This window comes from Xanthomonas boreopolis (genome assembly GCF_046529185.1).
In the GTDB taxonomy this organism is placed as follows: Bacteria; Pseudomonadota; Gammaproteobacteria; order Xanthomonadales; family Xanthomonadaceae; genus Pseudomonas_S; species Pseudomonas_S boreopolis.
Genome location: NZ_CP097162.1, coordinates 2,048,579 through 2,073,755, shown reverse-complemented (window position 1 = coordinate 2,073,755; position 25,177 = coordinate 2,048,579). Strand labels below are relative to the sequence as shown.

The following is a 25,177-nucleotide window of genomic DNA, read 5'->3' as shown; positions in this document are numbered from 1 at the left end:
CACCGACGCCCAGGTGCGCTCGTTCGAACGTACCTGCCTCCCGCGCGGCGCGCGCCCGGTCATCAGGCCGGCGCCTGCAAAAATCCGAGCATAGGGCCCTTGTCCCATTTCCGGCCAATAGAAAAATGACGCCGAGCTATCAGCCTCGGGAATAGGCTTTCCACGTGCGGAATCTCGCGCCGGACGCCGCTGAAAGCCTGGTTTCCCGCCGAATCGCAGGGTCTCCCCTACGGTCGCGAACGATCGCCGAGCGATCCCGTGCCGAATCGCCGCCCCGTTCGCACCGATGGCGATGTCCACGACACGAGAAAAGCCCGGCGCGCGGGGCGAGCCGGGCTGGAACAACGCGATGTCGCGGATCAGAAGCTGGCGCGGACGGTCAGGCCGTAGCGACGGTCGTTGATCACGAAATCGCGGTAGCGCGATTCGAAGCCCAGGTAGCTCTCGTTGCGGGTATCGAGCAGGTTCACGCCATCGAGCGAAACCGACCAGACGTCGTTGATGTTGTAGCGCAACGACGCGTCCAGTTGGCCGAAGCCCTTGTTGTAGACCGGCAGGTTGCCGGTGCCGTTGCCCGCCGTCGTCACCAGCCAGTCGCTGCGCCAGTTGTACGCCACGCGCGCCTGGAACTTCGGCACTTCGTAGCTGAGGATGACGTTGTAGCTGTTCTTGGACAGCCCCTGCAGCGGTACCGTCAGGGCCTGGCCGTTGGTATCGGTGGCGGTCGGGCTGGGCGATTTCGAATCCACGTAGGTGTAGTTCGTCTGCAGGCCGAAGTGGCTCAGCCAGCCCGGCAGGAAGTCGAAGAACTGCGTGTAGCCGACCTCGACGCCCTTGATCGTGCCCTCGTCGCCGTTGACCGGGCGGGTGATCTCCCAAGTCTGGCCACCGTAGACTTCCTCGAATACGGCATCGGCGATGAAGCCCTTCACCTTCTTGTAGAAGAGCGTGCCGTACATCATCGAACCCTTGCCGAAATACCACTCCAGCGCAGTATCGAACTGGTCGGCCTTCATCGGTTCCAGGTCGGGATTGCCGGCCGATCCCGTGCGCCGGGTCACGCCGCCCCCCGTATCCGAAGCGCTCAGGCTCAGGTTCGGGTTCATCTTGTCGAAGCCCGGGCGCGAGATGCCGCGCGAGGCCGCGAAGCGCCATTGCAGCTGGTCGGTCAGCATCCAACGCAGGTTCAGGCTCGGCAACACGTCGGTGTAGGTCTGCTTGACGTCGACCGGCAGCAGGCCGCCGCCTTCCGCATCCGTGGCGGTGCGCACGCCCTGCGAGTTCACCTCGGTACGGACGATGCGCACGCCGATGTTGCCGTCGAAGGGGATGTCCCCGTCGGTACCGAACCGCAGCACGCCGTAGGCCGCGTAGGTCTTCTCGTTCTGGCTGTTGATGTTGTTGGGCGCGAACACTAGCGGCGAGGCCCCGAACGCCGCCAGCGTCTGTTCGTAGTTGTTGACCGCATCGTCGGAGGCGGAAAGCGTCGGCCCGAACGCCAGCGAATCGCCGCGGAAGAAATCGGTGATCGGGTTGGCCACCAGCTGCACGTCCGGGTACTGCGAGAACGGGACGCCCAGCGCCATCCAGCGCCACACATTGCCCTTGTTCTCGGCGTCGCGGTCCGTATAACGCACGCCCGCCTTGAAGCTGCGCGCGAAATCGCCGTCGAACGCCAGGTCCATGTCGGCGCGCCAGGCGAACTCGGTGCCCTTGTTGTCGTCCTTGTTGTCCAGGTGGAACTTCCAGCCGGTGTAGTTGGCCGGATCGGTCAGGTAGCCCGCGCCGCCGCTGGCATCGGTCACCGACAGGCGCGGCAGGTCGCCGCTGAAATCGATGGTGTAGAACGGCACCGCCGTCATGCCGGTGCCCAGGATGTAGCGCGTGCCCTTGGTGGTCGCATCGACGTACTGCAGGTCGGTGCTCAGGGTCAGGCTGGGATTCACCGTCCATTTCGCGCCCAGCGAGTAGTCGGTGGTCACCGAGTGGCGCGTGGTCAGGCTGGTGTTGGAATCGGCCGGCGTATCCCGGAAAGTGCCGCTGACGAACTCGTTGCGGTCGTTGACCACGATGTCGTCGTAGCCCTTCATCGCGTCCTGGCCGCTATAGGCGAAGAACGAGTAATCGTGCCAGCGGAAGTCGTAGTCCGAGCGCAGCACCTGCGCGGTGACTTCCACGTCGTCGTTGGGGCGCCACTGCAGCGCGAACGCGCCGGTCTTGCGCTTGCGCTCGCCCACCGTGGTGTTGATGCCCGCACCGTGCGGCACCGAGATTTCCTGGCCTTCGTAGCCCGGCAGGTCGGTCTGCGTGTACCACGGTTCGACCGAAATGGTGTCCTGGCGGAACGGACTGGTCTGCTGCGAGTAGTTCACCAGCAGGCCGATCTCGCCGATGCCGGTCTGCCAGCGGTCGCTGTACATGCCGGAGAACGCCGGCTTGCTGTCGTCGGCCAGGTCGTAGTGGTTGTACTGCACGCTGCCGGCGATCTTGCGGCCGTCGTAGTCGAACGGCAGCCGCGTGCGCAGGTCGACCGTGCCGCCCAGGCCGCCCTCGATCATGTCGGCCGACGGGTTCTTGTAGACGTTCACGCCGGCCAGCAGCTCGGCCGACACGTCCTCGAAGCTCAGCCCGCGGCCGTCGTTGGCGGTGAAGATGTCGCGGCCGTTGAGTTCGGTGCGCACCTGGGTCAGGCCGCGGATCGCGATCGAGCTGCCTTCGCCGTAGTTGCGCGAGATCTGGATGCCGGAGATGCGCTGCAGCGCCTCGGCGACGTTGTTGTCCGGCAGCTTGCCGATGTCCTCGGCGACGATCGAGTCGACGATCTGCTCGGCGTTCTGCTTGACCAGCTGCGCCTTGGTGACGCTGGAGCGCGTGCCGGTCACCCGCACGGTATCCAACTGGGTGGCGTCCTGCCCGGGAGCTTCCTGCGCATAGGCGTTCGCGCTCAGGAACGCGGCGATGCTGGCCGCCATGATCGAACGGCGGACTTCACGGATGGACCGCGAAGCCACGAGGCGGCCGGCCGGAACACGGCCATGATGTGCTGACATGGAACTCCCTCCCAGGATGCATGTGTATTGATCTTCGGCAGCGGTCACGCCAGCGGCGGCCCTGCCTCGTTGTAGTGATGACCGCTGCCTGAGCAGGCGCCCGTTGCGGGCACCCTGAATGCGCAAGAGGAATGCCGGAGGCTTTCCGTCACGGGTCGGCGGGGAGCATAGAAGCCGTTTTCAGGCCGGACCAATGAAATATTTACGGACAAATATCAGCATATTGCATATCTGAACGATCACTGCACGTATGGATAGGCATGGAGTCCGCGTCCGTTCTCTGCCCCAAAACGAAGGCCCGCCGGAAGGCGGGCCTTCGGAAACCATACCAAGCGGAGGTCCTACCAGTTGGCGCGCAGCACCAACGAATAACGGCGATCGTTGACGAACCAGCCACGCGTATAAAGACGCTTGTCGATCTCGCCGTCGGCATAACCGGACGGTCCCATCAGCACCTTGGTGACGGTATCGGTCAGGTTGTTGGCCTGGAGGCCGATCTGGATGTTCTTGGTGATGCCATAGAACACGGACGCATCGAGTTGGCCGAAGTCGTCCGACCAGGTCGGAAGCCCCGTGGCCGCATCGCTGGTGGTCAACAGGTACCGGGAACGCCAGTTGTATGCCAGCCGAGCCGACAACCGGTATTTCTCGTAGATCAGGGCCGCGTTGTAGCTGTTCTTCGACAGGCCCTCGAGCGGCAGGGTTGTCATCACATCGACCGGCGCCTTGGTCACCGGGGTGACCAATTTCAGCGGCGAACCCTCGCTATCGATGTAGGTATAGTTGCCGCTGACACCGAAGCCGCTCAGCCATCCCGGCAACGAGTCGAAGAACTGGGTATAACCGAACTCGACACCCTTGATCTTCCCGTTGTCCATGTTGTACGGACGCGTGACCTGCCATTCGGCGTCGTCATAGACCTCGGTGCGCACCTCGCGCGCGATGTAGTTCTTCACGTCCTTGTAGAACGCCGTTACGTACAGCATGTCGGTATCGTCGAAGTACCACTCCAGGGCGGTATCGAACTGGGTCGCGCGCATGGGATCCAACAGCGGATTGGAGCCGTCACCTGTCCGCGTGAGGATCTCGCCGGTCTCCTGGTCGGTGGTCACCGCAAGCCGCAGGTAGGCCTTCAGGTCGTCGAAGCTGGGACGGGCGATCGCCTTGGAAGCGGCGAAGCGCCACTGCAGGCTGTCCGTGAACTTGACGCGCAGGTTGAGACTCGGCAGCACGTCCGTGTAGCGATTGTTGCCGTCGTTTTCGAAGTACTGGCCCTGGTAGCGTTGCTGCCATTGCTCGCTCGCACTGGTGCCCGCCACATTGGGCAGCTGCCACCAGCCGTCGGCCTCGCCCCGGGTCTGCACGACGCGGACGCCGACGTTGCCATCGATAGGGAACCGCGTCTCGTCGTTGCCGAAATACAGGACGCCGTAGGCCGCCTGGGTACGCTCGTGCTGCCGGTTGACGTCGCCGATCAGGTACTGGACCGGCGTCCATCCAGAACCGCGCGCATCCACGATCGGCTTGATCAGCGCTGCGGCTCCGCTGTAGTCCTTCACCATGCCAACGTTCGGGAACCACATGTTGGTCGGAATCGAGACTTTCCCATTGAAGAAGCCGGAGAAGTTGTAGAGCGAGGACTGGTCGGTCATGTACTGGTCCAGCCAGGCCAGGCTGGTGGTGCCGTCGGCATTGGGGATGGCCGCCCAGGTCTCGCTGATGGCTTGCCAGTTATAGGCCGAGCTGCGGTTCGTCTGGGAACGGTCGGTGCTGCGCACGCCAAAGCGGAGGGTCCTCAGCCAAGCGCTGTCGAACTGGTGTTCGAAGTCCAGGCGAAGCGCGAGTTCGCGGCCTTTGTTGTTGGCCAGGTGGTCCATCGCCCAGAACCAGTAGTAATTGTCCCGGTTCGCGGTGAAGTCCGTGTTGGCGATGTCCACCTGCGGGTACTTCCCGCTCAGGTCGAAATTGATCGAGGGCAGGTAGATACTCTGCGCCACGGTGAAGTCGAGCTGGTCGCTCTTGGACTGCACCAATTGCGCGTCGAACTGCACCGTGTCGTTCTCGGTGAGATAGCGCTTGAAGCCTGCCGAGATATCCTGAGTGACGGTCTTCTGTGTTGCGTAGCGGGTGTCGTCGACGAACTTGACGGCCTCGCTCTCGGGCAGTCGCCCGTCCGTGACGCCGCCCTCCCCACGCCACGAGGTGGACACCGGGTTGCCGCTCACGAACACGCCGTTCGCGTCGTAGGTATAGGTGGTGCCGGTCGCCGGGCGCAGGTCGGGGGTATAGTCGTTGAAGAACGACGCATGCTCGGTCCAGTTCATGTCGTACTTGGACCGCAGGTACTGCAGGTAGAACTCGGTATCCTCGTTCGGCCGCCACTGGAAAGCCGCTGCGATGCCCTGGCGCTTGCGTTCGAAGTCCAGCCGGCGCCAGTTCACGCCACCGGGCACGTAGACGCTGTCGAGCCCGGAACCGGCCAGCACCGCATCCGTGTTCGCCTGGCCGTCGCCGCGCTTGAAGCGGTAGAACGGTTCCACCTGGATGCCGTCGCTTTCGGTGGCCAGTTCCGAGTAGGCCAGGTCGATCATCGCCCCGACCTCGCCGATGCCGGTGTTCCAGCGGTCGCTGAACAGGAACGAGCCGGACGGCTTCTTCTCCTTGCTCATGTCGCCATAGTTCACGTCGACCGTGCCGGCGACCTTCCGGCCGGGGAAGTCGAACGGCTTGTACGTGCGCAGGTTGACGGTGCCGCCAAGGCCACCCTCGATGATCTCCGCCGACGGGTTCTTGTACACGTCCACGCCAGCCATCAATTCGGCCGGCACGTCCTCAAAGCTCAGCCCGCGCCCACTGTTGGCGCTGAAGATATCTCGGCCGTTCAGTTCGCCGCGCACCTGGGTCATGCCGCGGATCATCACTCCACTGCCTTCGGCCGAGAAGTGGTCCGGGTCGTTGCGCGCCATGAAATGGTCGATGGTCACACCACTCACGCGCTGCAGCGTCTCGGTCACCGAGCGATCAGGCAGCGCGCCGATGTCCTCGGCGCTCACCGAGTCGACGATCTGCGCCGCGTCGCGCTTTATCACCTGTGACTTGATCAGGCTGGCGCGCACGCCGCGCACTTCGACCGTGTCCAGATTGACCGCCTCGCCCTTCTTCCCGCCACCGGCATCATCCTGCGCCCCGGCCTGCTGCGCGAATGCTGGCATCGCCAACTGCATGGCGATCGCCGCTGCCAGCAGCGTGCGCTGCGACAGACAAGCATGACGCGGGCGCACGCCCGTCCCCGCCGACGTACGGCTTGCATGTATCGACATCGCAACTCCCTCCCAGGAAACGACGAAACCACGAGTTTTTGTCAACAGGCAAGCAAACGACCTGCCTTGCCGTGCTGCCCCTCTGCCGCGTGCAGCACATCTCTGTTGGGGCCCACACCCGACGTCACGTCGCTCCGGCGCTGCCCGCTACAAACCTACGGGCAGCGCTGTCATCTACACCAATAAAAAAAACTGCAACACATATACGTTTTCGAAATCCCCCGACATAAATCGATAAGGAAAACGTTTACGACCACTTCCTGGATCGCGTTTATCGAGGAAGGTACTCGCGACAAATCGCGGCCGTCCCCGCCCTTCGCAGATCGGCGTTGCGCCATGCAACAAGCTCGAGCGCGACGGCATCGCCACCCGCCTACGCCCTCGGTTCCGGATAGAGCCGGCGGGCGGTGGTCCGCAATGCCTGGAGGATGCGTTCCGCGCCGGGTGGGAGGATGTAGTCGCGGCGGCGGATGATGCCGAACGATTCCATGCGCACCCCCAGCTCGATCGGCAGGATCGTCAGCATCTTGGCCTGGACCAGCGGCGCGACCGCGTCCGCCGGCAATGCGGTCAGCAGGTCGCTGCCGCGCAGCAGGTTGGTCGTGACCGGCAGCGAGGACGTCTCGATGGTGTTGCCCGGCGCGTGCAGCCCGTGCTCCAGGAACATCGAGTCCAGGCGCGTCCGCAAGATGCTGTCGGCGGGCGGCAGGATCCAGCCGTAGCGCAGCAGGTCGGCGTGCTGCAGGCCGCTGCGGTTCGCCAGCGGATGGCCGGCGCGGGCCACGACCGAATGCGGCTCGTCCGCCAGCGGCTCGAACTCCAGTTCGCCGGCGCCTTCCGGGCCCAGGATGCGGCCGATCACGATGTCGAGCTGGCCGTCCAGCAGCTTGGCCACCAACGGGCGGCTGTAGTCCATCTCCACGCGCACCAGGATGTCCGGGTACTCGCGCTTCACCTCGGCGATGGCCTGCGGCACCAGGTTGCTGCCGGGATTGACCACGGTCCCGATCGAAGCCTGGCCCATCCGCCCGCTCTTGAGCGCGGCGATCTCCTCCTGGGCGCGGCCGATCTCGGACATCGCGGCGCGCGCGCGCCGGATCAACACTTGCCCGTACCAAGTGGGCTCGACGCCGCGGGCATGGCGCTCGAACAACTTCACCCCGAGCATGTCCTCCATCTCGGCCAGCAGCTTGGACGCCGCGGGCTGGGTCATGCTGGCGGCTTCTGCCGCGCGCAGCACGGAGCGCTGTTCATACAGGTGCAGCAACAGCAACAACTGACGGGTCTTCAGACGGGAAGCATTGAACCAGGGCGTACCGGGACTTGCCATTGGGGACTCGCTGCGTTGGTGTATTCACGAGGGGAATAGAATATGACGAAAAATTCATTTGCAGCACATATCTCGCCCGCGCGAGGCTAATCATCGCCGATGCTGGAGCCCCACTCCTTTCTGCGGCAGGAGAATGAATGCGGAACCTTAGCCGCCCTCGGCGGACCGGTTTCCAGGAACATCAGGAGGAGTGACATGACGCCAACCCTTCGACCGTCATCGGGTCGCCGGCGCCTTGCGCGTGGTGTCCACGCGTGAGCGATCGGCTGGCCGGCAAGCCCGCCCACGTGACCGGCGCCGCCGATGGCGCCGGCATTGCCGTCGCATGGCCGCCCGCCGGGCCATCGCCAGCGCCGAAGCCCTTCCGAGCGCCATCGACGTCCTGGTCGATGGCGACCGTTCCCCCGTTCCACCGCGAGTGATGCCATGACCCCTGCCTCAGCCTCCTTCAAGCTGCCCCTGGTCGCGATCCTGCGCGGCATCACGCCGGAGGAGACCTCCGCGCACGTCGGTGCGCTGGTCGAGGCCGGCTTCGACGCGATCGAGATCCCGCTCAATTCGCCGCGCTGGGCGGAGAGCATCGCGCTGGCGCAACGCGAATACGGCGACCGCGCCTGGATCGGCGGCGGTACCGTGCTGCGCAACGAAGACGTGGACGCGCTGGCCGACATCGGCGCGCGCTTCATCGTCACCCCCAACACGCGCCCCGCGCTGATCCGCCACGCGGTCTCGCGCGGATTGGTCGTGCTGGCCGGCTTCGCCACCGCCAGCGAGGCGTTCGACGCGATCGACGCCGGCGCGCAACTGCTCAAGCTGTTCCCGGCCGCGACCTACGGCGGCGGCCACGTGCGTGCGCTGCGCTCGGTGCTGCCGGCGAGCGTGCCGGTCTACGTCGTCGGCGGCGTTACGCCTGCCAATCTCGCCGATTTCCTCGCCCAGGGCGCGGCCGGCGCCGGCATCGGCGGCGAGCTGTACCGGCCCGCACAACCTCTCGAAACCACCCAGTCGCAGGCACGCGCGTTCGTGCAGGCCTACCAGGAAGCCCAGGGATGAAGATCACCCGCCTCACCACCTATCACGCCGCCCCGCGTTGGCTGTTCCTGAAAATGGAGACCGACGAAGGCATCACCGGCTGGGGCGAGCCGGTCATCGAAGGACGCTCGCGCAGCGTCGAGGCCGCCGTGCACGAGCTGTCCCATTACCTGGTCGGCAAGGACCCGCGCCGCATCAACGACCTGTGGCAGACCCTCTACCGGGGCGGCTTCTACCGCGGCGGCGCGATCCTGATGAGCGCGATCGCCGGCATCGACCAGGCGCTGTGGGACATCAAGGGCAAGCTGCTGGGCGTGCCGGTCTACGAACTGCTCGGCGGCCTGGTGCGCGACAGCATGAAGACCTACCGCTGGGTCGGCGGCGACCGCCCGGCCGACATCGTCGCGCAGATGCAGGCCTATCGCGAACTGGGCTACGACACCTTCAAGCTCAACGGCACCGAGGAGATGAAGCTGATCGACACCCCGCGCGCGGTCGATGCCGCCGTGGCCAAGATCGCCGGCATCCGCGACGCGCTCGGCGACGGCGTGGACTTCGGCATCGACTTCCACGGCCGCGTCGGCCCGGCCATGGCCAAGGTGCTGCTGCGCGAACTGGAGCCCTACAAGCCGCTGTTCGTCGAAGAACCCGTGCTCGCCGAACAGGCCGAACACTATCCGCGCCTGGCGGCGAGCACCTCGATCCCACTCGCGGCCGGCGAGCGCATGTACTCGCGCTTCGAGTTCAAGCACGTCCTGCAGGGCGGCGGCATCGCGATGCTGCAGCCGGACCTCTCGCACGCCGGCGGCATCACCGAGTGCGTCAAGATCGCCGCGATGGCCGATGCCTACGACGTCGGTTTCGCGCCCCACTGCCCGCTCGGCCCGATCGCGCTCGCCGCCTGCCTGCACGTGGATTTCGTCTCGCACAACGCGGTGCTGCAGGAGCAGAGCATCGGCATCCACTACAACGAAGGCGCCGACTTGCTGGACTACGTCCTCAACAAGGAAGATTTCCAGTGCACCGCCGGCAGTATCGCCGCGCTGCCCAAGCCCGGCCTGGGCGTGGAGATCGACGAAGAGATGCTCAAGCGTGCGAACGAAAACCCGCCCGACTGGCACAACCCGGTATGGCGCCATGCCGACGGCAGCATCGCCGAATGGTAGGTGACCGCGTGGAACCGATCGTGGCGACCCTGGCGGTCGACAGCCGTTGTACCCATGGCGAAGGCGTGATCTGGTGCGAGCGCCGGCAGGCGCTGTTCTGGGTCGACATCAGCGGGAAGCGGATCTGGCGCCACGACCCGGGCAGCGCGCGGACCCTGCAGTGGACCCTGCCCGACCGCCCTGGCTGCCTCGGCCTGCTCGAGGACGGCCGCCTGCTGGTGGTCATGGCCAAATCGATCGCCCTGACCGATCCGGGCGCGCCGGCCGGCGAATTGCCGCTGCGGCACCTGGCCGATGTCGAGCCCGGCGACCCGCATACCCGCAGCAACGACGGCCGCGCCGATCGCCATGGCAATTTCGTGTTCGGCACCATGGACGAGCATGCCGAGAAGGCCGGGCGCGGCGCGTTCTACCAGTTCTCGCTGCGCCACGGCCTGCGCCGGCTGCCGCTCGGCGGCGTATCGATCCCCAACTCGATCTGCTTCAGCCCGGACGGCCGCACGATGTACTACTGCGACTCGGTGCGTCCGCAGATCCTCTGCTGCGACTACGACCCGGACGCCGCGCATGCGGCCAACCCGCGCGTGTTCGCCACGCTCGACCTGGGCGATGCCGAACCCGACGGCTCCATCGTCGACGCCGAAGGCTTCGTCTGGAACGCGCAGTGGCGCGCCTGGCGCGTGGTGCGCTACCGCCCGGACGGAAGCGTCGACCGCATCGTCCGGATGCCGGTCAAGCACCCGACCTGCAGCGCCTTCGGCGGCAGCGCGCTGGACCGCCTGTACGTGATCAGTTCCCGGCTGGACCACACCCCGTCCGAACTGGCGGATACGCCCTCCTCCGGCAGCCTGTTCGAATGCAGCCCCGGCACGGCCGGTCTTCCCGAAAGCCGGATCGCCCTCGCATGATCGCCGTCGACTGGGGTACCAGCAGCCTGCGCGCCTACCGCCTCGACGCACAGGGGCAGGTCGTCGACGCGCGCCGCAGCGACCAGGGCATCCTCGCCAGCGCCGGCCGTTTCGCCGAGGTGTTGCGCGGGCAGATCGACGGATGGCCAGGCGATCTCCTGCTGTGCGGCATGATCGGCAGCCGCAACGGCTGGATCGAACTGCCGTACCTGCCCTGCCCGGCCGACACGCCGGCCTTGGCGGCGGCGATGCAACGGCACGAGGATGCCAGCCTGCCCGGCCGCCACCTATGGTTCGTGCCCGGCGTCGCCACCCGCGAACGCAGCGGCGTACCCGACGTGATGCGTGGCGAGGAAACCCAGATCGTCGGCCTGCTGCCTACGCTCGGCCCCGGCCGGCACACCGTCTGCCTGCCCGGCACGCACTGCAAGTGGGCGCGCGTCGAGGGCGGCCGGCTGGTCGACTTCGCCACGACCATGACCGGCGAACTCTACGCACTGCTGCGCCGGCACAGCATCCTGGGCAAGCTGATGGACGGCGATGGCGACGACCTGCACGAGGACGCCTTCGAACGGGGCGTGGCGCGCAGCGGCGAGCCGGGCGGGCTCGGCCATCACCTGTTCGGCACGCGCACGCTGGGCCTGTTCGAGCGCCTGCCCTCCAACGCGCTGGCGTCCTACCTGTCCGGCATCCTGATCGGCCACGAAATCCGCGACCGCCAGCCGATCGGCGACGTGGTGCACCTGGTCGGCGGCTCGGGCCTGGCCCAGCGCTACGCACGCGCCCTGGGCCTTCTGGGCGTGGGCTCCATGCGCCATGGCGAAGACCTCGCCGCCACCGGCCTGCACCTGCTGGCGCGCCAACGGGGCCTGTGACCTCCCGCCGGGAGGGCGCCATCGTGCCGGGCGCCGGCCGGGAAACCTCGTGCCGGCGTTGAGAACCATCCGCACCTGGCCCGCCCGACTGTTCTAGAATTGCCCGGCTTAACGCTGGACCTCCTCATGCCTTTTGTTGTCACCGAAAACTGCATCAAGTGCAAATACACCGACTGCGTCGAGGTATGCCCCGTCGATTGCTTCCATGAAGGCCCCAACTTCCTGGTGATCGACCCCGACGAGTGCATCGATTGCACGTTGTGCGAGCCGGAGTGCCCGGCGAACGCGATCTACCCGGAAGACGACGTCCCGGCGGGCCAGGAGAACTTCGTCGCCCTCAATGCGGAGCTGGCCAAGGCCTGGCCGGTGCTGACCGTACGCAAGGAACCGATGCCCGATGCCGCCGACTGGGACGGCAAGCCGGGCAAGCTGTCGCTGCTGGAGCGCTGAGCGCGCGAGGGCGGCCGGTAACCGGCAAGTCCTCTTCCAGCAAACGAAAACGGGCGCCATCGGCGCCCGTTTTCGTACGCTCTCGCGAGCGGCTCAGTTGCCGCCGAGCTTGGCCTTCAATGCCGCGATCAGCTTGACCGGCGCCTCGGCCGTGGCCGGCAGCCCGCGCGGATCGACCGCCGAGACATAGCTCCCGGCATCGACCGTGGTGACGCGCACCAGGAAGTTGCTGCCTTCGTAGCTCACGTCGAACGAACCCAGCATCTGCGCGCGGCTGGCGATGGTCACGCCCTCGATCTGGCCGAGCGCGTCGCCGACCTGGCCGAACACGGCGTCCTTGCTGCCGCTGACGATGAAACCGCTGTTGTTGCTGGCGGCGGCCGGCTGCGAAGACGCGGCCTGCCCCTGCACCGCCGAGGCCAGCGCCGGCACCTTCATCGCGCCGGACGTGTCGGGCACGTTCAGGTCCGGCGGCACTTCGAGCGGGCGCTGCTCGGCCGGCAGCGCATAGTCGCCGCGGGCCCCCTTCTTGAACCAGCTGCAGCCACTCGTGGCAGCGACGGCGGCGGTCGCCAGCAACGCGAGCGACAGCACGCGGACGGAGGAAACGGTATGACGCATCGGTAAATCTCCTGGGTCAGGCCGCGAGGCGTTCGCGGCTGGAAAGTTCTTCCAACGCCCTGGCCTGCGCGGCCAGGCGGTCGGCGGCCGCATGGTGCGGCTCGGACAGCGGCAGCAACGGCAGCCGCAGGCCATGGCCGATCCCGGCCCGCTGCAGCAACGCCTTGACCGGGATCGGGTTCGATTCGATGCCGCAGAACTCATGGAACTCGCGCAGGCGCGCGTCCCAGGCCTCGGCCGCGGCGCGATCGCCCGCGCGCGCCAGGTCGCACAGGCGGCGGTAGGCGCCCGGGAGCGCGTTGGAACCGACCGAGATCAGGCCGTCGCCGCCGGCGAGCATGGCGCGCGCGGCCGTGCCGTCGTCGCCGCTGAGCACCGCGAAGCTCTCGCTGCGCAACGCCAGCAGCGCCTGCATGCGCTCCGGCTCGGCGCGCGCTTCCTTGATGCCGACGATGTTCGGGTGCCCGGCCAGGGTCGCCACCGTTTCCGGCAGCAGGTCGCACCCGGTGCGGCCCGGCACGTTGTACAGCACCACCGGCAGGCCGCCGTTCTCGGCGACGGCCAGGTAGTGCGCTTTCAGTCCTTCCTGGGTGGGGCGCACGTACGGCGGCGTCACCACCAGCGCGTACTCGGCGCCGTTGGCGGCCGCGCGGCGGGTCTGCGCCACGGTCTTGGCGGTCCCGGACAGGCCGGTACCGGCCAGCACCGGCACGCGCCCGGCCACGCGGGCGACCGCCGCGCGCAGGACCAGGTCGTATTCGTCGTCGGACAGGGTGGCCGCCTCGCCGGTGGAACCGGCCACGACCACGCCTTGGATGCCCGCATCCAGTTGCTGGTCGAGCAGGCGATGCCAGGCGTCCAGATCGAGAGCGCCATCGGGACCGAAGGGGGTCGCCAGCGCGGTGATGATGCCGGAAAGTGACAAGATGGAAACGGCTCTGTGCGTGGTGAAAGGCCCGCCGGGGCGGGTTCGGGGCATCCCGCATGTTACTTGCGGCGCGAAAGCACGGGCAAGTATGCTGCGCACAGCGCACCGGGCCCTGCCGGCCGCCATTCAGCCTTACCTCGCAATGCCGGAATCCCCTTTGACCGACTCCACGCCCCGGCCTTCGCCGAACGAAAACCACCTCCTGATCAACGCCTACACGACGCATCCGGAGTCCCCCCTGCTGCCCGTGACCCGCCGCATCGCCGACAGCGGCTGCAACCTCGTGGACGCGCGCCTGGCCACCGTGGGCCGCGACGTCTCGGTCACCGCGCTGGCGACGGGGTCGTGGGATTCGGTCGCCAAGCTGGAAGCGATGCTCACGCGCCTGGAGCGCGAGGAAGGACTGAAGCTGATCTGGTACCGCACCGGTCCCAAGCAGACCCAGTCCAACCTGCTTCCCTACATCGTCGAAGTCATCGCCGCCGACAAGCCGGGCATCCTGTTCCAGCTGGCCGATTTCTTCGACCGCCAGGGCATCACCATCGAGAACCTGCAGAGCTCGCGCTACCGCGCGATGCAGACCGGCGCGGAGATGTTCTCGGCGCAGGTGACGATCGGCGTGCCGGCGAACATGCACATCGCCGCGCTGCGCGACGACTTCCTCGAGTTCTGCGACCACCTCAACCTCGACGCGATCATGGACCCGATGAAGTTCTGATCGCCGGAGCCGCGATGGCCATCGAGATATCCGCACTGGACCCGCTGCCTGCCGCCCCCCGCGCCGATACCGATTGGAACGTCGACGGCCCCATGCCGTGGGGCCACTCCTGTACCGACATCGACGCCGGCGCGCTGCGCCGGCTTGGCGCAGCGTCCGCATGGCAAGGCTGCCGCCCGGGCGCGGCGGCCTGCGACCGCGTGGACGCCGGTCCGCCTCCCCACTGATTCCCCGCTTCCCAATCCTGGTCGAGGAGCCATGACTGAATCACGGATCGAATTGCCGGCCTCGGTACTGAACCTTCCGCTCGCCTTGTCCGGCGGCGCCGGCACCACCTTGGCCGAACAGGCCGGCCACTGGCTGGTGCTGTACTTCTACCCCAAGGACAGCACCCCGGGCTGCACCACCGAAGGCCTGGACTTCAACGCGCTGCTGCCCCAGTTCAAGCGCGCCGGCGCGGTCGTGCTGGGCGTCTCGCGCGACTCGGTGAAGTCGCACGACAATTTCTGCGCCAAGCAGGGGTTCCGCTTCCCGCTGGTCAGCGATGCCGACGAGGCGCTGTGCAAGGCGTTCGATGTCATCAAGATGAAGAACATGTACGGCAAGCAGGTGCTCGGCATCGAGCGCAGCACCTTCCTCATTTCGCCGGACAGTCGTATCGTGCAGGCGTGGCGCAAGGTCAAGGTGGCCGGCCACGCGGAAGCCGTACTCGAAGCCCTGAAGGCACACGTCAAGAAGTGATCGCACCCGCTCCCTGCAAACGCCATCACCCTGCACCGCAGGCCGTGATGGCTTGCCCCTGTCCCTCACCCAGGAACCGATGATGACCCGAGGCAAGCGCATCTACGTGCTGGACACCAACGTGCTGATGCATGATCCGACCGCGCTGTTCAAGTTCGAGGAGCACGACGTCTTCCTGCCGATGCAGGTGATCGAGGAGCTGGACAACGCCAAGAAGGGCACCTCCGAAGTCAGCCGCAACGCCCGCCAGGTCAGCCGCTTCCTCGACGAACTGCTGGGCAGCGCCAGCGCCGAGCAGATCCAGGCCGGCATCACCCTCAGCCACCCGCAGGGCATCCAGCTCAAGGGCCAGTCCGGGATCGGCAAGCTGTACTTCCAGACCACCGCCAGCGAGCCCGGGCGCACCTTCGGCAACGTCATGCCGGACAACAAGATCCTCGCCGCGGTGCTGGAATTGCGCGAGGCCCACCCCGAGGTGCCGGTGGTGCTGGTGTCCAAGGACATCAACCTGCGCATCAAGGCCTCGATCAGCGGCCTGGTGGCCGAGGACTACGAGAACGACCGGGCGCTGGACGATTTCAGCCTGCTGTTCACCGGCGCGCTCGAGCTGCCGGAGGACTTCTGGCAGAAGCACAACCAGGACCTGCGCAGCTGGAGCGACAAGGGCCGCACCCATTACGAGATCCGGCTCGCCGAGGACGAGGATTTCTATCCGAACCAGTACCTGTACCTGCCGGGCGACGACGAAGTCGAACTGCGCGTGGCCAAGCTCGCCGGAGGCAAGGCGACGCTGAGCCTGGTCGAGGACTACCGCACCGGCCAGCACGCGGTCTGGGGCATCGCCGCGCGCAACCGCGAGCAGAACTTCGCGCTCAACGCCCTGATGGACCCGGAGATCGACTTCGTCACCCTGCTCGGCACCGCCGGTACCGGCAAGACGCTGCTGGCGCTCGCCGCCGGCCTGGCGCAGACCATGGACCAGCAGCGCTACCGCGAAATCATCATGACGCGCGCCACCGTCAGCGTCGGCGAGGACATCGGCTTCCTGCCCGGAACCGAGGAGGAGAAGATGACGCCGTGGATGGGCGCGCTGACCGACAACCTGGAAGTGCTGACGCACAACCAGGAAGGCGGCGCCTGGGGACGGGCCGCCACCAACGACCTGCTCGCCAGCCGCATCAAGATCCGCTCGATGAACTTCATGCGCGGCCGCACCTTCCTGTCGCGCTACCTGATCCTGGACGAGGCGCAGAACCTCACGCCCAAGCAGATGAAGACGCTGATCACCCGCGCCGGCCCCGGCACCAAGATCGTATGCCTGGGCAACGTCGAGCAGATCGACACGCCCTACCTCACCGAGACCACCTCCGGCCTGACCTACGCGGTCGACCGCTTCAAGGCCTGGCCGCACAGCGCGCACGTCACCTTGCGCCGCGGCGAGCGTTCGCGCCTGGCCGACTACGCTTCGGAGGTCCTGTGATCCGCCAAGCGCTTTGCCTGGCAGCCGCGGGCGCATTGCTCGCCGGCTGCGCCACCCGTGGGCCGGCCATGGTGCCGACCCAGGCCAAGAGCGGGCAATCGTGGGTGATCACCCGCCCGCTCGTCGCCGCGGAAGTGCTGGACACCTGCTCCCGCGACAGCCCGGGGCGCCACATCGGGGAAGTGACCGGCTTCTGGGCCCCCAGCCGCCAGCAGATCGACCAGCTGGAAGCGGCGCTCGGCCGGTTGCGCCCCACGATCGCCGCGCCGGAAAAATCGGATCGCCAGTACGTGGGCATCGAATCCGGCGGGCGCCGGCTGATCTACATCAACGCCTTCCGCCTGCCCGACCATTCCGACCTCGATCCCGGCAGGACCGCCATCCGCGTCTGCGACGGCGGGAGCAGCTTCTGGGGGGCCGTGTACGATCCACAGACCGGCGAATTCTCGCAGGTGGAAGTCAATGGTCCGCACTGAAGCCCAAGAGCGGACGGGCGCCGTGGGGATCCACCTGCCACGCTGGGTATGGATAGGCGCGATCACGCTCTCGGCCGTGGCCGGCATGGTCAACGTGATCGCCTACCTCGGCGTGGAGCACCAGGTGGTCAGCCACATGTCCGGCACCACCAGCCTGCTCGGCGCGGCCCTGGCGCAAGGCGACTGGAGTGAAGTCCGCCTGCTATGGGGCGTGCTGATCGCCTTCAGCCTCGGCGCGATGCTGAGCGGGTTGATCGTCCAGGACAGCACGCTCCGGCTCGGCAGGCGCTATGGCGTGGTATTGCTGCTGGAATCGCTCCTGTTGCTGGCGGCGATCCCGCTGCTCGGACAGCACCTGGCCTGGGGCATTTTCTCGGCAGCCGCGGCCTGCGGGCTGCAGAACGCGATGGCCACCACGTTCAGTGGCGCAATCGTCCGCACCACCCACCTGAGCGGGATGTTCACCGATCTCGGCATCGGGCTCGGTCACCTGCTGCGCGGCATGCCCTTGCAGGTGCGGCGGCTCACGTTGAGCGGCTTGATCATCGGCGGCTTCCTGTGCGGCAGCCTGTTCGGCACCTGGTTGTTCCAGCGCCTTCACTACCTGTCGCTGCTGATCCCCGCCTGCATCACCGGCCTCACCGGTGCCGGGTACGTGATCCATCGGCAGTGGACGCTCCACCGTGCCCGGAACCCTCGACCTCGCGTGCGTTGAGGCGCGGCAACGCCGCGGTCTCGAGCGCGCCTCCCGCCAGGCGCGCGCTCGCACCCGGTATCTTGGTTCGGTAGGCTAGCCGGCATGACGCCGATCATTCTCGATCTCCAGGCCGACGATGGGCATCGCTGGCAGTTGGTCGGCCGATTGCCCCCGGCCCCGGTCGCACGCCTGCTATGGTTGCCCGCGCTGGGCGTGGCGGCCCGCCACTACGAACCATGGGCCGACGCGCTCGCCAACCACGGCATTGCCGTGTTCCTGCACGAATGGCGCGGAAACGGCAGCAGTTCGCTGCGTCCGTCCCGCGAACACGACTGGGGTTATCGCGAACTGCTGCTCGAAGACCTCCCTGCCAGCCGCAACGCGCTTTCCCGGCACGCAGGCGAAGCGCCATTGATCGTCGGCGGGCACAGTCTCGGCGGCCAATTGGCGTGCTGCCACGCGGCGCTCTCGCCGGAAGGGATCTCGCGATTGTGGCTGGTCGCCACCGGCACACCCTACTGGCGCGCTTTCCCGGCACCGGTGCGCTACGCCTTGCCGCTGGTCTATCGCTTCCTGCCCTGGCTGGCCAGGCGCCAGGGCGCGCTGCCGGGAAGGCGCCTCGGCTTCGGAGGCACCGAGGCGCGCGGGCTGATCCGCGACTGGGCCCGCGTGGGCCTGACCAACCACTATGCCGCCGCCGGCCTGCCCTCGGAGCTGGAAACCGGCATGGGGACGCTCGACATCGCGACCACCGGGGTGCTCATGGCCGACGATTGGCTGGCCCCCGAAAGCTCCATGCAGGCCCTTCTGCGGAAGCTGCACGGTGCCGCGCCCAAGCGCGTCCATCGCCTGGCGCAAGCGCGCCTGGGCACGCGCGCGGACCATTTCAGCTGGATGCGGCAACCCGAAGCGGTGGCGGAGCAACTGGCGCAGTCGTTGCGCTGACGCCCGCCCGGACATCCGTCTTCGCCTTCCGCAAGCGCCACGGCCAGGATTGCCCGGCTGCCGGACAAGGAGGTTGACGCATGCCCTTCACACCCGCATAATTCCGCTCCTGACGACGCGCCCGTAGCTCAGTTGGATAGAGTACCTGGCTACGAACCAGGCGGTCGGGAGTTCGAATCTCTCCGGGCGCGCCATCTTCAGGATCGACAAAAAAGACAGCATCCAGTGCTGTCTTTTTGTTTCGAAGCGATCGAGTCGCTTCGAGCCAGTTCAAAACGCGCCCGTAGCTCAGTTGGATAGAGTACCTGGCTACGAACCAGGCGGTCGGGAGTTCGAATCTCTCCGGGCGCGCCATCTTCGAGACGACCTGCGGCAACGCAGGTCGTTTTTTTATGCCTGCACGAGCGGCCGCGGCATTCCGGCGCCACTCGTGCCCTGCAACCAGGCGACGTCGTAGCCGGCCTTCCGCCAGTCCGCCAGGCCGCCCCGCAAGGGCCGCACGTCCCGATAACGATGCTTCCGCAGCTGCGCGGCAAGCCAGGCCGCGGACACTTCGTCCGGGCAGGCGCAATAGATCACGATGCTCCGCTCGGGCGGATACGCCGCGAGGATGTCGCCGAGCCGGCGCTCGTCCGCGAACACCGCGCCGGGGATCGTGAAAGGCTCCAGTTCGCGGTAGCCGGGCGCGCGGATGTCGAGCACGACCGGCGCGTCCTCGCCCTGCAACAGCGCATGCAGCTCGTCCACGTCGATCCGCGCCGCATCGAGCGAACGCAGCAACGCACGGCGATGCCACGCGCGCCAGCCGATGTAGGCCACCAGCAATGCCACGACGAGCAGCACCGCACCGGAGCCGAGCTCGGCCAGCAGCGAAGTGACCCGCCCCACTTGGCCATGGAACAGCACGCCGAGTCCCACGCCCACCAGCGCCCACAGCGCCGCGCCCAGCGCGTCGTAGCGGAGGAACGCAGCCGGCCGCACCTGCATCGCGCCCGCCATCGGCACCGACACCATCGACAACCCCGGCACGAACTTGGCGACCGCCAACACGCGCACGCCCCAGCGGCCATAGAAGCGCTCGGTCTTCTTCATGCAACTGTCGCGCGACAGCGATAGCCGGCACAGCGAGCGCAGGGTCGACGTGCCGTAGCGCCGCCCCGCGGCGTACCAAGCCAGGTCGCCCAGCAGGCTGGCCGCGACGGACAGCGCCAGCGCGGCAAGGCAGCCGAACCAGGCCGTCGCCCCGCCCTGCAATGCGAAGCCGGCGCCGACCACGATCAACGTCGGCATCGCGGGCACCGGCAAGCCCAGCGACAACGCCAGCACGTTCACGAACACGAGCGCCAGCCCGAACTGCTCCAGCAACGCCTGCATCACCGACTCCAACGCCCCTCGCGATGATGCGGATTATCCCGCTTCAGCCGCCGCGAGCGACGGAACGGTACGTTTCCGCGATCCGGCGTTGCCATTCGTCGAACAGCCCTTGGCGCCGCAGGCGCTGCCGCCACCACGCCAGCGCATTGCCCTCTTCCTCGATCCGCCAGGCGAGATAGAAGGTCTCGTCGGGCTTGCGCTCATCCACCCGGACCGGCACCAGCGCCCCGGCCTCGATGGCCGCCTGCGCGTAAGGCAGGGGCAGGAAGCCATAGCCGAGGCCCGATCGCTGGAACAGGTACTTGTCGTGCATGCTCGCCACGGTCAGCACGTCCCGTTCCGACAGCAGCCCGACCGTCCTCGGCAGCAGCCGGCGCGCACTGTCCCCCACCGCGATCGCGCGATGCGCCGCCAGGTCGGCGGAAGAGACCTTGCCCGACGCCGCCAACGGATGGTCCGGCGCGACGACGAACACGAAGCCGATCCTGCCCAGCGGCTCGGCGACGTACCCCGCTCCGCTCGGCCCTTCCCCGGCCGCGACCACCAAGTCCACCCGGCGGTCCAGCAGCGCCTCCCAGGTCCCGGACAGCGCCTCGCTCTGCACGCGCAGCCGCGTGTTCGGCGCGGTGTCGCAGAAGGCCCGGATGTCGGGTTCCAGCAACCATCCCGGAAGCGCCGAATCGATCGCGATCCCGAGATCGGCCTCCCACCCGGAAGCCACGCGGCGCACCCGCTGCTCGAGCTCCTGGGCGGCCTGCAGCAGGTGCCGGCCCTCGCGCAGCAGCTCCCGGCCGGCCTCGGTCGGCCATGCCTTGGGGCCGGAGCGCTCGAACAATTGCACGCCGAGGTCTTCCTCCAGCTTGGCGACCGTGTAGGAGATCGTGGAAGGCACCTTGAACAGGACCTTCGCCGCCCCCGCGAACGAGCCCCGCCGATCGATGGCATCCAGGATCTGCAGGGCGTCCAGGCTGATCTTCATGTTCGATTTTTTCGATTGTATTACCCAAATCTACTCGCTTTTCCTACCGCGAGAAAAGCCACAGACTTTCGCCAACCCAAAGGAACCGAACAGTTCGGCTCCACGGACACCATCGATAGAATCGAAAGGAGACCACCATGCTTCAGATCCGCAAGAGCGATACCCGGGGCCGCGCCGAACATGGCTGGCTGTCGTCCCGCCACACGTTCTCGTTCGCCCACTACCACGACCCGCGCCACATGGGCTTCGGCCCGCTGCGCGTGATCAACGAAGACCGCGTGCAGCCCGGCGAAGGTTTCGGCACGCACGGCCACCGCGACATGGAGATCGTGTCCTACGTCCTGTCCGGCGCACTGGAGCACAAGGACAGCATGGGCAGCGGCTCGGTGCTGCATTACGGCGACGTGCAGCGGATGAGCGCCGGCAGCGGCGTCACCCACAGCGAGTTCAACCATTCGCCCAGCGAACCGGTGCATTTCCTGCAGATCTGGCTCTTCCCGGAACGCAACGGCATCGAACCGAGCTACGAGGAAAGGCACTTCGCGCCCGAGGACAAGCGCAACCGGCTGCGCCTGATCGCCTCCCCGGATGCGGCCGAAGGCTCGCTGCTGATCCACCAGGACGCGCGCATCTTCGCCTCGATCCTCGACGGCGGACAGCAGCTCGAGCACGCGCTCGGCCAAGGCCGCGGCGCCTACGTGCAAGTGGCGCGCGGCAGCCTCTCGGTGAACGGCCAGCGGTTGGACCAGGGCGATGCCGCACAGGTCACCGCAGAGGAGCGCATCGTCCTGTCCGGGGGACAGGATGCCGAGATCCTGCTGTTCGACCTGCCGTTGAACTGATGCCGCGCCCAAACGCAAACAACCCGCCGGAAGGCGGGTTGTTCGTAACTGGCGGAGTGAGAGGGATTCGAACCCTCGATAGAGCTTTTGACCCTATACTCCCTTAGCAGGGGAGCCCCTTCGGCCTCTCGGGCATCACTCCGGATTTTCGTCCCCGCCGCGGCGTCGCGCTGCGGGGTGCGAAGAATACCGGTTAACGAGGGCCAACGTAAACCCTCAATGCGAAGATTATTCCTCGCCGGCGCCCGAACCGTGGGAAGTCGGCTCTTCGCCGCGCTGGATGCGCTGGTAGATCTCTTCGCGATGCACCGCGACGTCCTTCGGCGCAGTAATGCCGATACGCACCTGGTTGCCCTTGACGCCCAGCACGGTCACGGTGACCGAATCTCCAATCATCAAGGTTTCGCCAACGCGGCGGGTCAGGATCAACATGTCAGTGGTTCTCCAGGAACTGGCAGGAACTTCCCCGCCAGCATCGGCGCTCCGGACGGAGCGCCCTACAGTCAGAGGAAAAGATTGGAAATGTTAACGGCACCACCACCGACCATCAAGGCGCGGCGCCGATACATTCAGGAGAGGTGCTGCCTGACCCACTCGGTGACTCCGCTGAGAGTCGTGGCAAGGGCGGGCCCGTCCTCGCCACCACCCTGGGCGAGGTCCGGGCGGCCGCCGCCCTTGCCACCGATCTGACCGGCGACATGCGCGATGAGTTCCCCCGCCTTGACCTTGCCCATTGGGCTGCCATTCACACCCGCGACGAGCGCGACCTTGCCGTCGACGACGCCCGCGAGCACGACCACCAGGTCCCGCACCTGCTGCTTGAGGCGGTCGACCGCCTCGCGCAACGCCTTGGCGTCGAAACCGTCCAGGCGCACCGCGATCACCTTTGCGCCGGCCACGTCCACGGCCGAACCGGCCAGATCGGCCGTGGCGCTCGAAGCCACCTTGGCCTTGAGCGCTTCCAGTTCGCGCTCGAGCTTCTTCTGCCGCTCGCCGAGCTGGCGGATCTTGTCGACCACGTCGGCGGCGCTGCCGCCCAGCAGGCTCGCGGCCTCCTGCAAGCGCCGCTCCTCGCCGGCCACGTGATCGAGGGCGCCCCGGCCGGTGACCGCTTCGATACGCCGCACTCCGGAGGACACGCCGCCTTCGGAAACGATCTTGAACAGGCCGATGTCGCCGGTGCGGGCTACGTGGGTGCCGCCGCAAAGCTCCACCGAGGGACCCATCGTCACCACGCGCACGCGTTCGCCGTACTTCTCGCCGAACAGCGCCATCGCGCCCGCGTCCAGCGCGGCCTGCATGTCCATCTGCTGGATGACCACCGCGTGGTTGGCACGTACTTCGTCGTTGACCTGGCGTTCGATCTCGGCAAGCTCCGCGGCCGTCACCGGCTGGAAGTGCGAGAAGTCGAAACGCAGGCGATCCGGCGCGACCAGCGAGCCCTTCTGCGCCACGTGGGTGCCGAGCAGGCCGCGCAGGGCACCGTGCAGCAGGTGGGTCGCCGAATGGTTGAGCACGATCGTGCCGCGGCGCTCCGCATCGACGCTGCCGGACAGCACGTCGCCGATCTTCAGCCTGCCCTGGGCGATGCGGCCTACATGGCCATGGAACTGCCCGGCGAACTTCTGCGTATCGGTCACGTCCAGGCGCATGCCCGGCGCGGCCAGTGTGCCGGTATCGCCGACCTGGCCGCCGGATTCGGCATAGAACGGGGTGCGGTCGGTCAGCACGATGACCTCGTCGCCCTCCGAGGCGGACTCCACCGGGCGGCCATCGCGCAACAATGCCACCACCTTCAGGCCGTCGGCTTCCAGCAGGTCGTACCCGAGGAAGACCGTCGGCGACAGCGCCGCCACCAGCTCGGCCGGCAGTTGCACGCCGCCGCCGAACTTGCCGGCCGCACGGGCGGTTTCGCGCTGCCGCTCCATCGCGGCATCGAAGCCGTCCATGTCCACGCTCATGCCGCGCTCGCGCGCGATATCGGCGGTCAGGTCGACCGGGAAGCCGTAGGTGTCGTACAGGCGGAAGGCCTCGGCGCCGGGGATCACCCCGTCGGCCGCCTTTGCCGCGACCTCGTCGAAGATCTTCATGCCCGCATCGAGGGTCTCCGCGAAGCGCTCCTCCTCGGCCAGCAACGCCCGCGCCACCGTGTCCGCCGCCGCCGGCAGTTCCGGATAGGCCTCGCCCATCTGCTCGACCAGGGTCGGGACCATCCTGCTGAAGAACGGCTGGCGCACGCCGAGCATCCAGCCATGGCGCAAGGCCCGGCGGATGATCCGGCGCAGCACGTAGCCGCGCCCTTCGTTGGACGGCAGCACGCCATCCACGATCAGGAAGGAACAGGCGCGGATATGGTCGGCGATCACGCGCAGCGACTTGTTCTCCAGGTCGGCCGTGCCGGTCAGCTCCGCGGCCTTGCGGATCAACGCCTGGAACAGGTCGATCTCGTAGTTGCTGTGCACGTGCTGCAGGATCGCCGCCAAGCGCTCCAGGCCCATGCCGGTGTCCACGCACGGCGCCGGCAGCGGCACCAGGGTGCCGTCGGGCTGGCGGTCGAACTGCATGAACACCAGGTTCCAGATCTCGATGAAGCGATCGCCATCCTCGTCCGGCGAGCCCGGGGGGCCGCCGGCGATGTGTTCGCCGTGGTCGTAGAAGATCTCGGTGCAAGGACCGCACGGGCCGGTATCGGCCATCTGCCAGAAATTGTCGGAAGCGTACGGGGCGCCCTTGTTGTCGCCGATGCGCACGATGCGCGCTTCCGGCACGCCGATCATGTCGCGCCACAACGCGTAGGCCTCGTCGTCGGTGTGGTAGACCGTGACCAGCAGGCGCTCGGCCGGCAGCTTCCAGACCTGGGTCAGCAGTTCCCAGGCCCAGGCGATCGCTTCCTTCTTGAAGTAATCGCCGAACGACCAGTTGCCCAGCATCTCGAAGAAGGTGTGGTGGCGGGCGGTATAGCCGACCGAATCGAGGTCGTTGTGCTTGCCGCCGGCACGCAGGCAGCGCTGGACGTCGGCCGCGCGCACGTAGCTGCGCTTTTCCGCGCCCAGGAACACGTCCTTGAACTGCACCATGCCGGAGTTGGTGAACAACAGGGTCGGGTCGTTGCCCGGCACCAGCGGTGCCGACGGCACGATGGTATGGCCCTTGCCCTTGAAGAACTCGAGGAAGTCGCTGCGGATCTGGGAGGTGGTGAATTTGGCGGGTGCGTTCATGGGGCTGGCAGTAGGCGGGCGCCGCCG

The 25,177-nt window shown here is 67.1% G+C and carries 22 protein-coding genes and 3 tRNA genes; 15 read left to right on the top strand and 10 right to left on the bottom strand.

Going from position 1 to position 25,177, the window contains the following annotated elements; genetic code table 11:
- Positions 1-359: 359 nt before the first annotated feature.
- The 3 genes from M3M27_RS09115 to M3M27_RS09105 all read right to left on the bottom strand — a co-directional run bounded on the left by M3M27_RS09115 (position 360) and on the right by M3M27_RS09105 (position 7,700).
- Positions 360-3,050 carry a TonB-dependent receptor gene (locus M3M27_RS09115; RefSeq protein ID WP_434027843.1) on the bottom strand — a complete coding sequence of 897 codons (2,691 nt, stop codon included), beginning with the start codon at positions 3,048-3,050 and terminating at the stop codon, positions 360-362.
- A gap of 341 nt (positions 3,051-3,391) precedes the next feature.
- Positions 3,392-6,370 carry a TonB-dependent receptor gene (locus M3M27_RS09110; RefSeq protein ID WP_434027842.1) on the bottom strand — a complete coding sequence of 993 codons (2,979 nt, stop codon included), beginning with the start codon at positions 6,368-6,370 and terminating at the stop codon, positions 3,392-3,394.
- 373 nt (positions 6,371-6,743) lie between these two features.
- Positions 6,744-7,700 carry a LysR family transcriptional regulator gene (locus tag M3M27_RS09105; protein ID WP_140718580.1) on the bottom strand — a complete coding sequence of 319 codons (957 nt, stop codon included), beginning with the start codon at positions 7,698-7,700 and terminating at the stop codon, positions 6,744-6,746.
- 426 nt (positions 7,701-8,126) lie between these two features.
- On the opposite strand from M3M27_RS09105, the gene M3M27_RS09100 reads away from it, so the two are divergent.
- From M3M27_RS09100 to fdxA, 5 genes are all read left to right on the top strand, one after another.
- Positions 8,127-8,753, top strand: coding sequence for a 2-dehydro-3-deoxy-6-phosphogalactonate aldolase (locus M3M27_RS09100; protein WP_140718581.1), 627 nt, complete (start codon positions 8,127-8,129; stop codon positions 8,751-8,753).
- Positions 8,750-9,898 (top strand): galactonate dehydratase, encoded by a 1,149-nt coding sequence (gene dgoD, locus M3M27_RS09095; RefSeq protein WP_434027841.1) that lies wholly within the window; start codon positions 8,750-8,752, stop codon positions 9,896-9,898. The genes M3M27_RS09100 and dgoD overlap by 4 nt, the downstream gene beginning before the upstream one ends.
- An 8-nt stretch (positions 9,899-9,906) precedes the next feature.
- Positions 9,907-10,806: an SMP-30/gluconolactonase/LRE family protein gene (locus M3M27_RS09090; protein WP_434027840.1), complete on the top strand. Its 900-nt coding sequence runs from the start codon at positions 9,907-9,909 to the stop codon at positions 10,804-10,806.
- On the top strand, positions 10,803-11,681 hold the full coding sequence (locus M3M27_RS09085) for a 2-dehydro-3-deoxygalactonokinase (protein WP_140718584.1): 879 nt from the start codon (positions 10,803-10,805) through the stop codon (positions 11,679-11,681). Before M3M27_RS09090 ends, M3M27_RS09085 begins: the two co-directional genes overlap by 4 nt.
- Before the next feature lie 126 nt (positions 11,682-11,807).
- The gene (gene fdxA / locus M3M27_RS09080; RefSeq protein WP_140718585.1) at positions 11,808-12,131 is read left to right on the top strand and encodes a ferredoxin FdxA; all 324 of its coding nucleotides are present in this window, start codon (positions 11,808-11,810) and stop codon (positions 12,129-12,131) included.
- Positions 12,132-12,224: 93 nt separating this feature from the next.
- Here fdxA and M3M27_RS09075 read toward each other — a convergent pair whose 3' ends face one another.
- Together M3M27_RS09075 and dapA are read right to left on the bottom strand one after the other, a co-directional pair.
- Positions 12,225-12,752, bottom strand: coding sequence for a hypothetical protein (locus M3M27_RS09075; protein ID WP_434027839.1), 528 nt, complete (start codon positions 12,750-12,752; stop codon positions 12,225-12,227).
- 16 nt (positions 12,753-12,768) lie between these two features.
- The gene (gene dapA / locus M3M27_RS09070) at positions 12,769-13,677 is read right to left on the bottom strand and encodes a 4-hydroxy-tetrahydrodipicolinate synthase (protein WP_434027838.1); all 909 of its coding nucleotides are present in this window, start codon (positions 13,675-13,677) and stop codon (positions 12,769-12,771) included.
- Between the two features lie 145 nt (positions 13,678-13,822).
- Between dapA and M3M27_RS09065 the strand changes: the two genes are divergently transcribed.
- The 9 genes from M3M27_RS09065 (at position 13,823) to M3M27_RS09025 (ending at position 19,091) form a co-directional block, all read left to right on the top strand.
- Entirely contained in the window at positions 13,823-14,398 is a 576-nt protein-coding gene (locus M3M27_RS09065; RefSeq protein ID WP_140718588.1) for a glycine cleavage system protein R, read from the top strand.
- A gap of 14 nt (positions 14,399-14,412) precedes the next feature.
- Positions 14,413-14,625: a hypothetical protein gene (locus tag M3M27_RS09060; RefSeq protein ID WP_140718589.1), complete on the top strand. Its 213-nt coding sequence runs from the start codon at positions 14,413-14,415 to the stop codon at positions 14,623-14,625.
- Between the two features lie 31 nt (positions 14,626-14,656).
- A complete protein-coding gene (locus M3M27_RS09055; protein ID WP_140718590.1) occupies positions 14,657-15,139 on the top strand; it encodes a peroxiredoxin in 483 nt (160 codons plus the stop codon).
- A gap of 82 nt (positions 15,140-15,221) precedes the next feature.
- A complete protein-coding gene (locus tag M3M27_RS09050; RefSeq protein WP_140718591.1) occupies positions 15,222-16,619 on the top strand; it encodes a PhoH family protein in 1,398 nt (465 codons plus the stop codon).
- Positions 16,616-17,095, top strand: a complete 480-nt coding sequence (locus M3M27_RS09045) for a hypothetical protein (RefSeq protein WP_434027837.1) — start codon at positions 16,616-16,618, stop codon at positions 17,093-17,095. The genes M3M27_RS09050 and M3M27_RS09045 overlap by 4 nt, the downstream gene beginning before the upstream one ends.
- 22 nt (positions 17,096-17,117) lie before the next feature.
- A complete protein-coding gene (locus M3M27_RS09040; protein WP_434027836.1) occupies positions 17,118-17,810 on the top strand; it encodes a YoaK family protein in 693 nt (230 codons plus the stop codon).
- Between the two features lie 84 nt (positions 17,811-17,894).
- Positions 17,895-18,737: an alpha/beta hydrolase family protein gene (locus M3M27_RS09035; RefSeq protein ID WP_140718593.1), complete on the top strand. Its 843-nt coding sequence runs from the start codon at positions 17,895-17,897 to the stop codon at positions 18,735-18,737.
- Between the two features lie 117 nt (positions 18,738-18,854).
- Positions 18,855-18,931: transfer RNA gene (locus M3M27_RS09030), tRNA-Arg, on the top strand.
- A gap of 83 nt (positions 18,932-19,014) precedes the next feature.
- A tRNA-Arg gene (locus M3M27_RS09025) sits at positions 19,015-19,091 on the top strand.
- A 36-nt stretch (positions 19,092-19,127) separates the two neighbouring features.
- Here M3M27_RS09025 and M3M27_RS09020 read toward each other — a convergent pair.
- Positions 19,128-20,111, bottom strand: coding sequence for a DedA family protein/thiosulfate sulfurtransferase GlpE (locus M3M27_RS09020; protein WP_434027835.1), 984 nt, complete (start codon positions 20,109-20,111; stop codon positions 19,128-19,130).
- A gap of 43 nt (positions 20,112-20,154) precedes the next feature.
- Entirely contained in the window at positions 20,155-21,090 is a 936-nt protein-coding gene (locus M3M27_RS09015; RefSeq protein ID WP_434027833.1) for a LysR family transcriptional regulator, read from the bottom strand.
- A 137-nt stretch (positions 21,091-21,227) separates the two neighbouring features.
- On the opposite strand from M3M27_RS09015, the gene M3M27_RS09010 reads away from it, so the two are divergent.
- The gene (locus tag M3M27_RS09010; RefSeq protein WP_434027832.1) at positions 21,228-21,932 is read left to right on the top strand and encodes a pirin family protein; all 705 of its coding nucleotides are present in this window, start codon (positions 21,228-21,230) and stop codon (positions 21,930-21,932) included.
- Positions 21,933-21,981: 49 nt separating this feature from the next.
- Here M3M27_RS09010 and M3M27_RS09005 read toward each other — a convergent pair.
- From M3M27_RS09005 to alaS, 3 genes are all read right to left on the bottom strand, one after another.
- A tRNA-Ser gene (locus M3M27_RS09005) sits at positions 21,982-22,074 on the bottom strand.
- An 86-nt stretch (positions 22,075-22,160) separates the two neighbouring features.
- Positions 22,161-22,364, bottom strand: coding sequence for a carbon storage regulator CsrA (gene csrA / locus M3M27_RS09000; protein ID WP_140718596.1), 204 nt, complete (start codon positions 22,362-22,364; stop codon positions 22,161-22,163).
- 137 nt (positions 22,365-22,501) lie between these two features.
- Positions 22,502-25,150 carry an alanine--tRNA ligase gene (alaS, locus tag M3M27_RS08995; protein ID WP_434027831.1) on the bottom strand — a complete coding sequence of 883 codons (2,649 nt, stop codon included), beginning with the start codon at positions 25,148-25,150 and terminating at the stop codon, positions 22,502-22,504.
- Positions 25,151-25,177 lie beyond the last annotated feature (27 nt).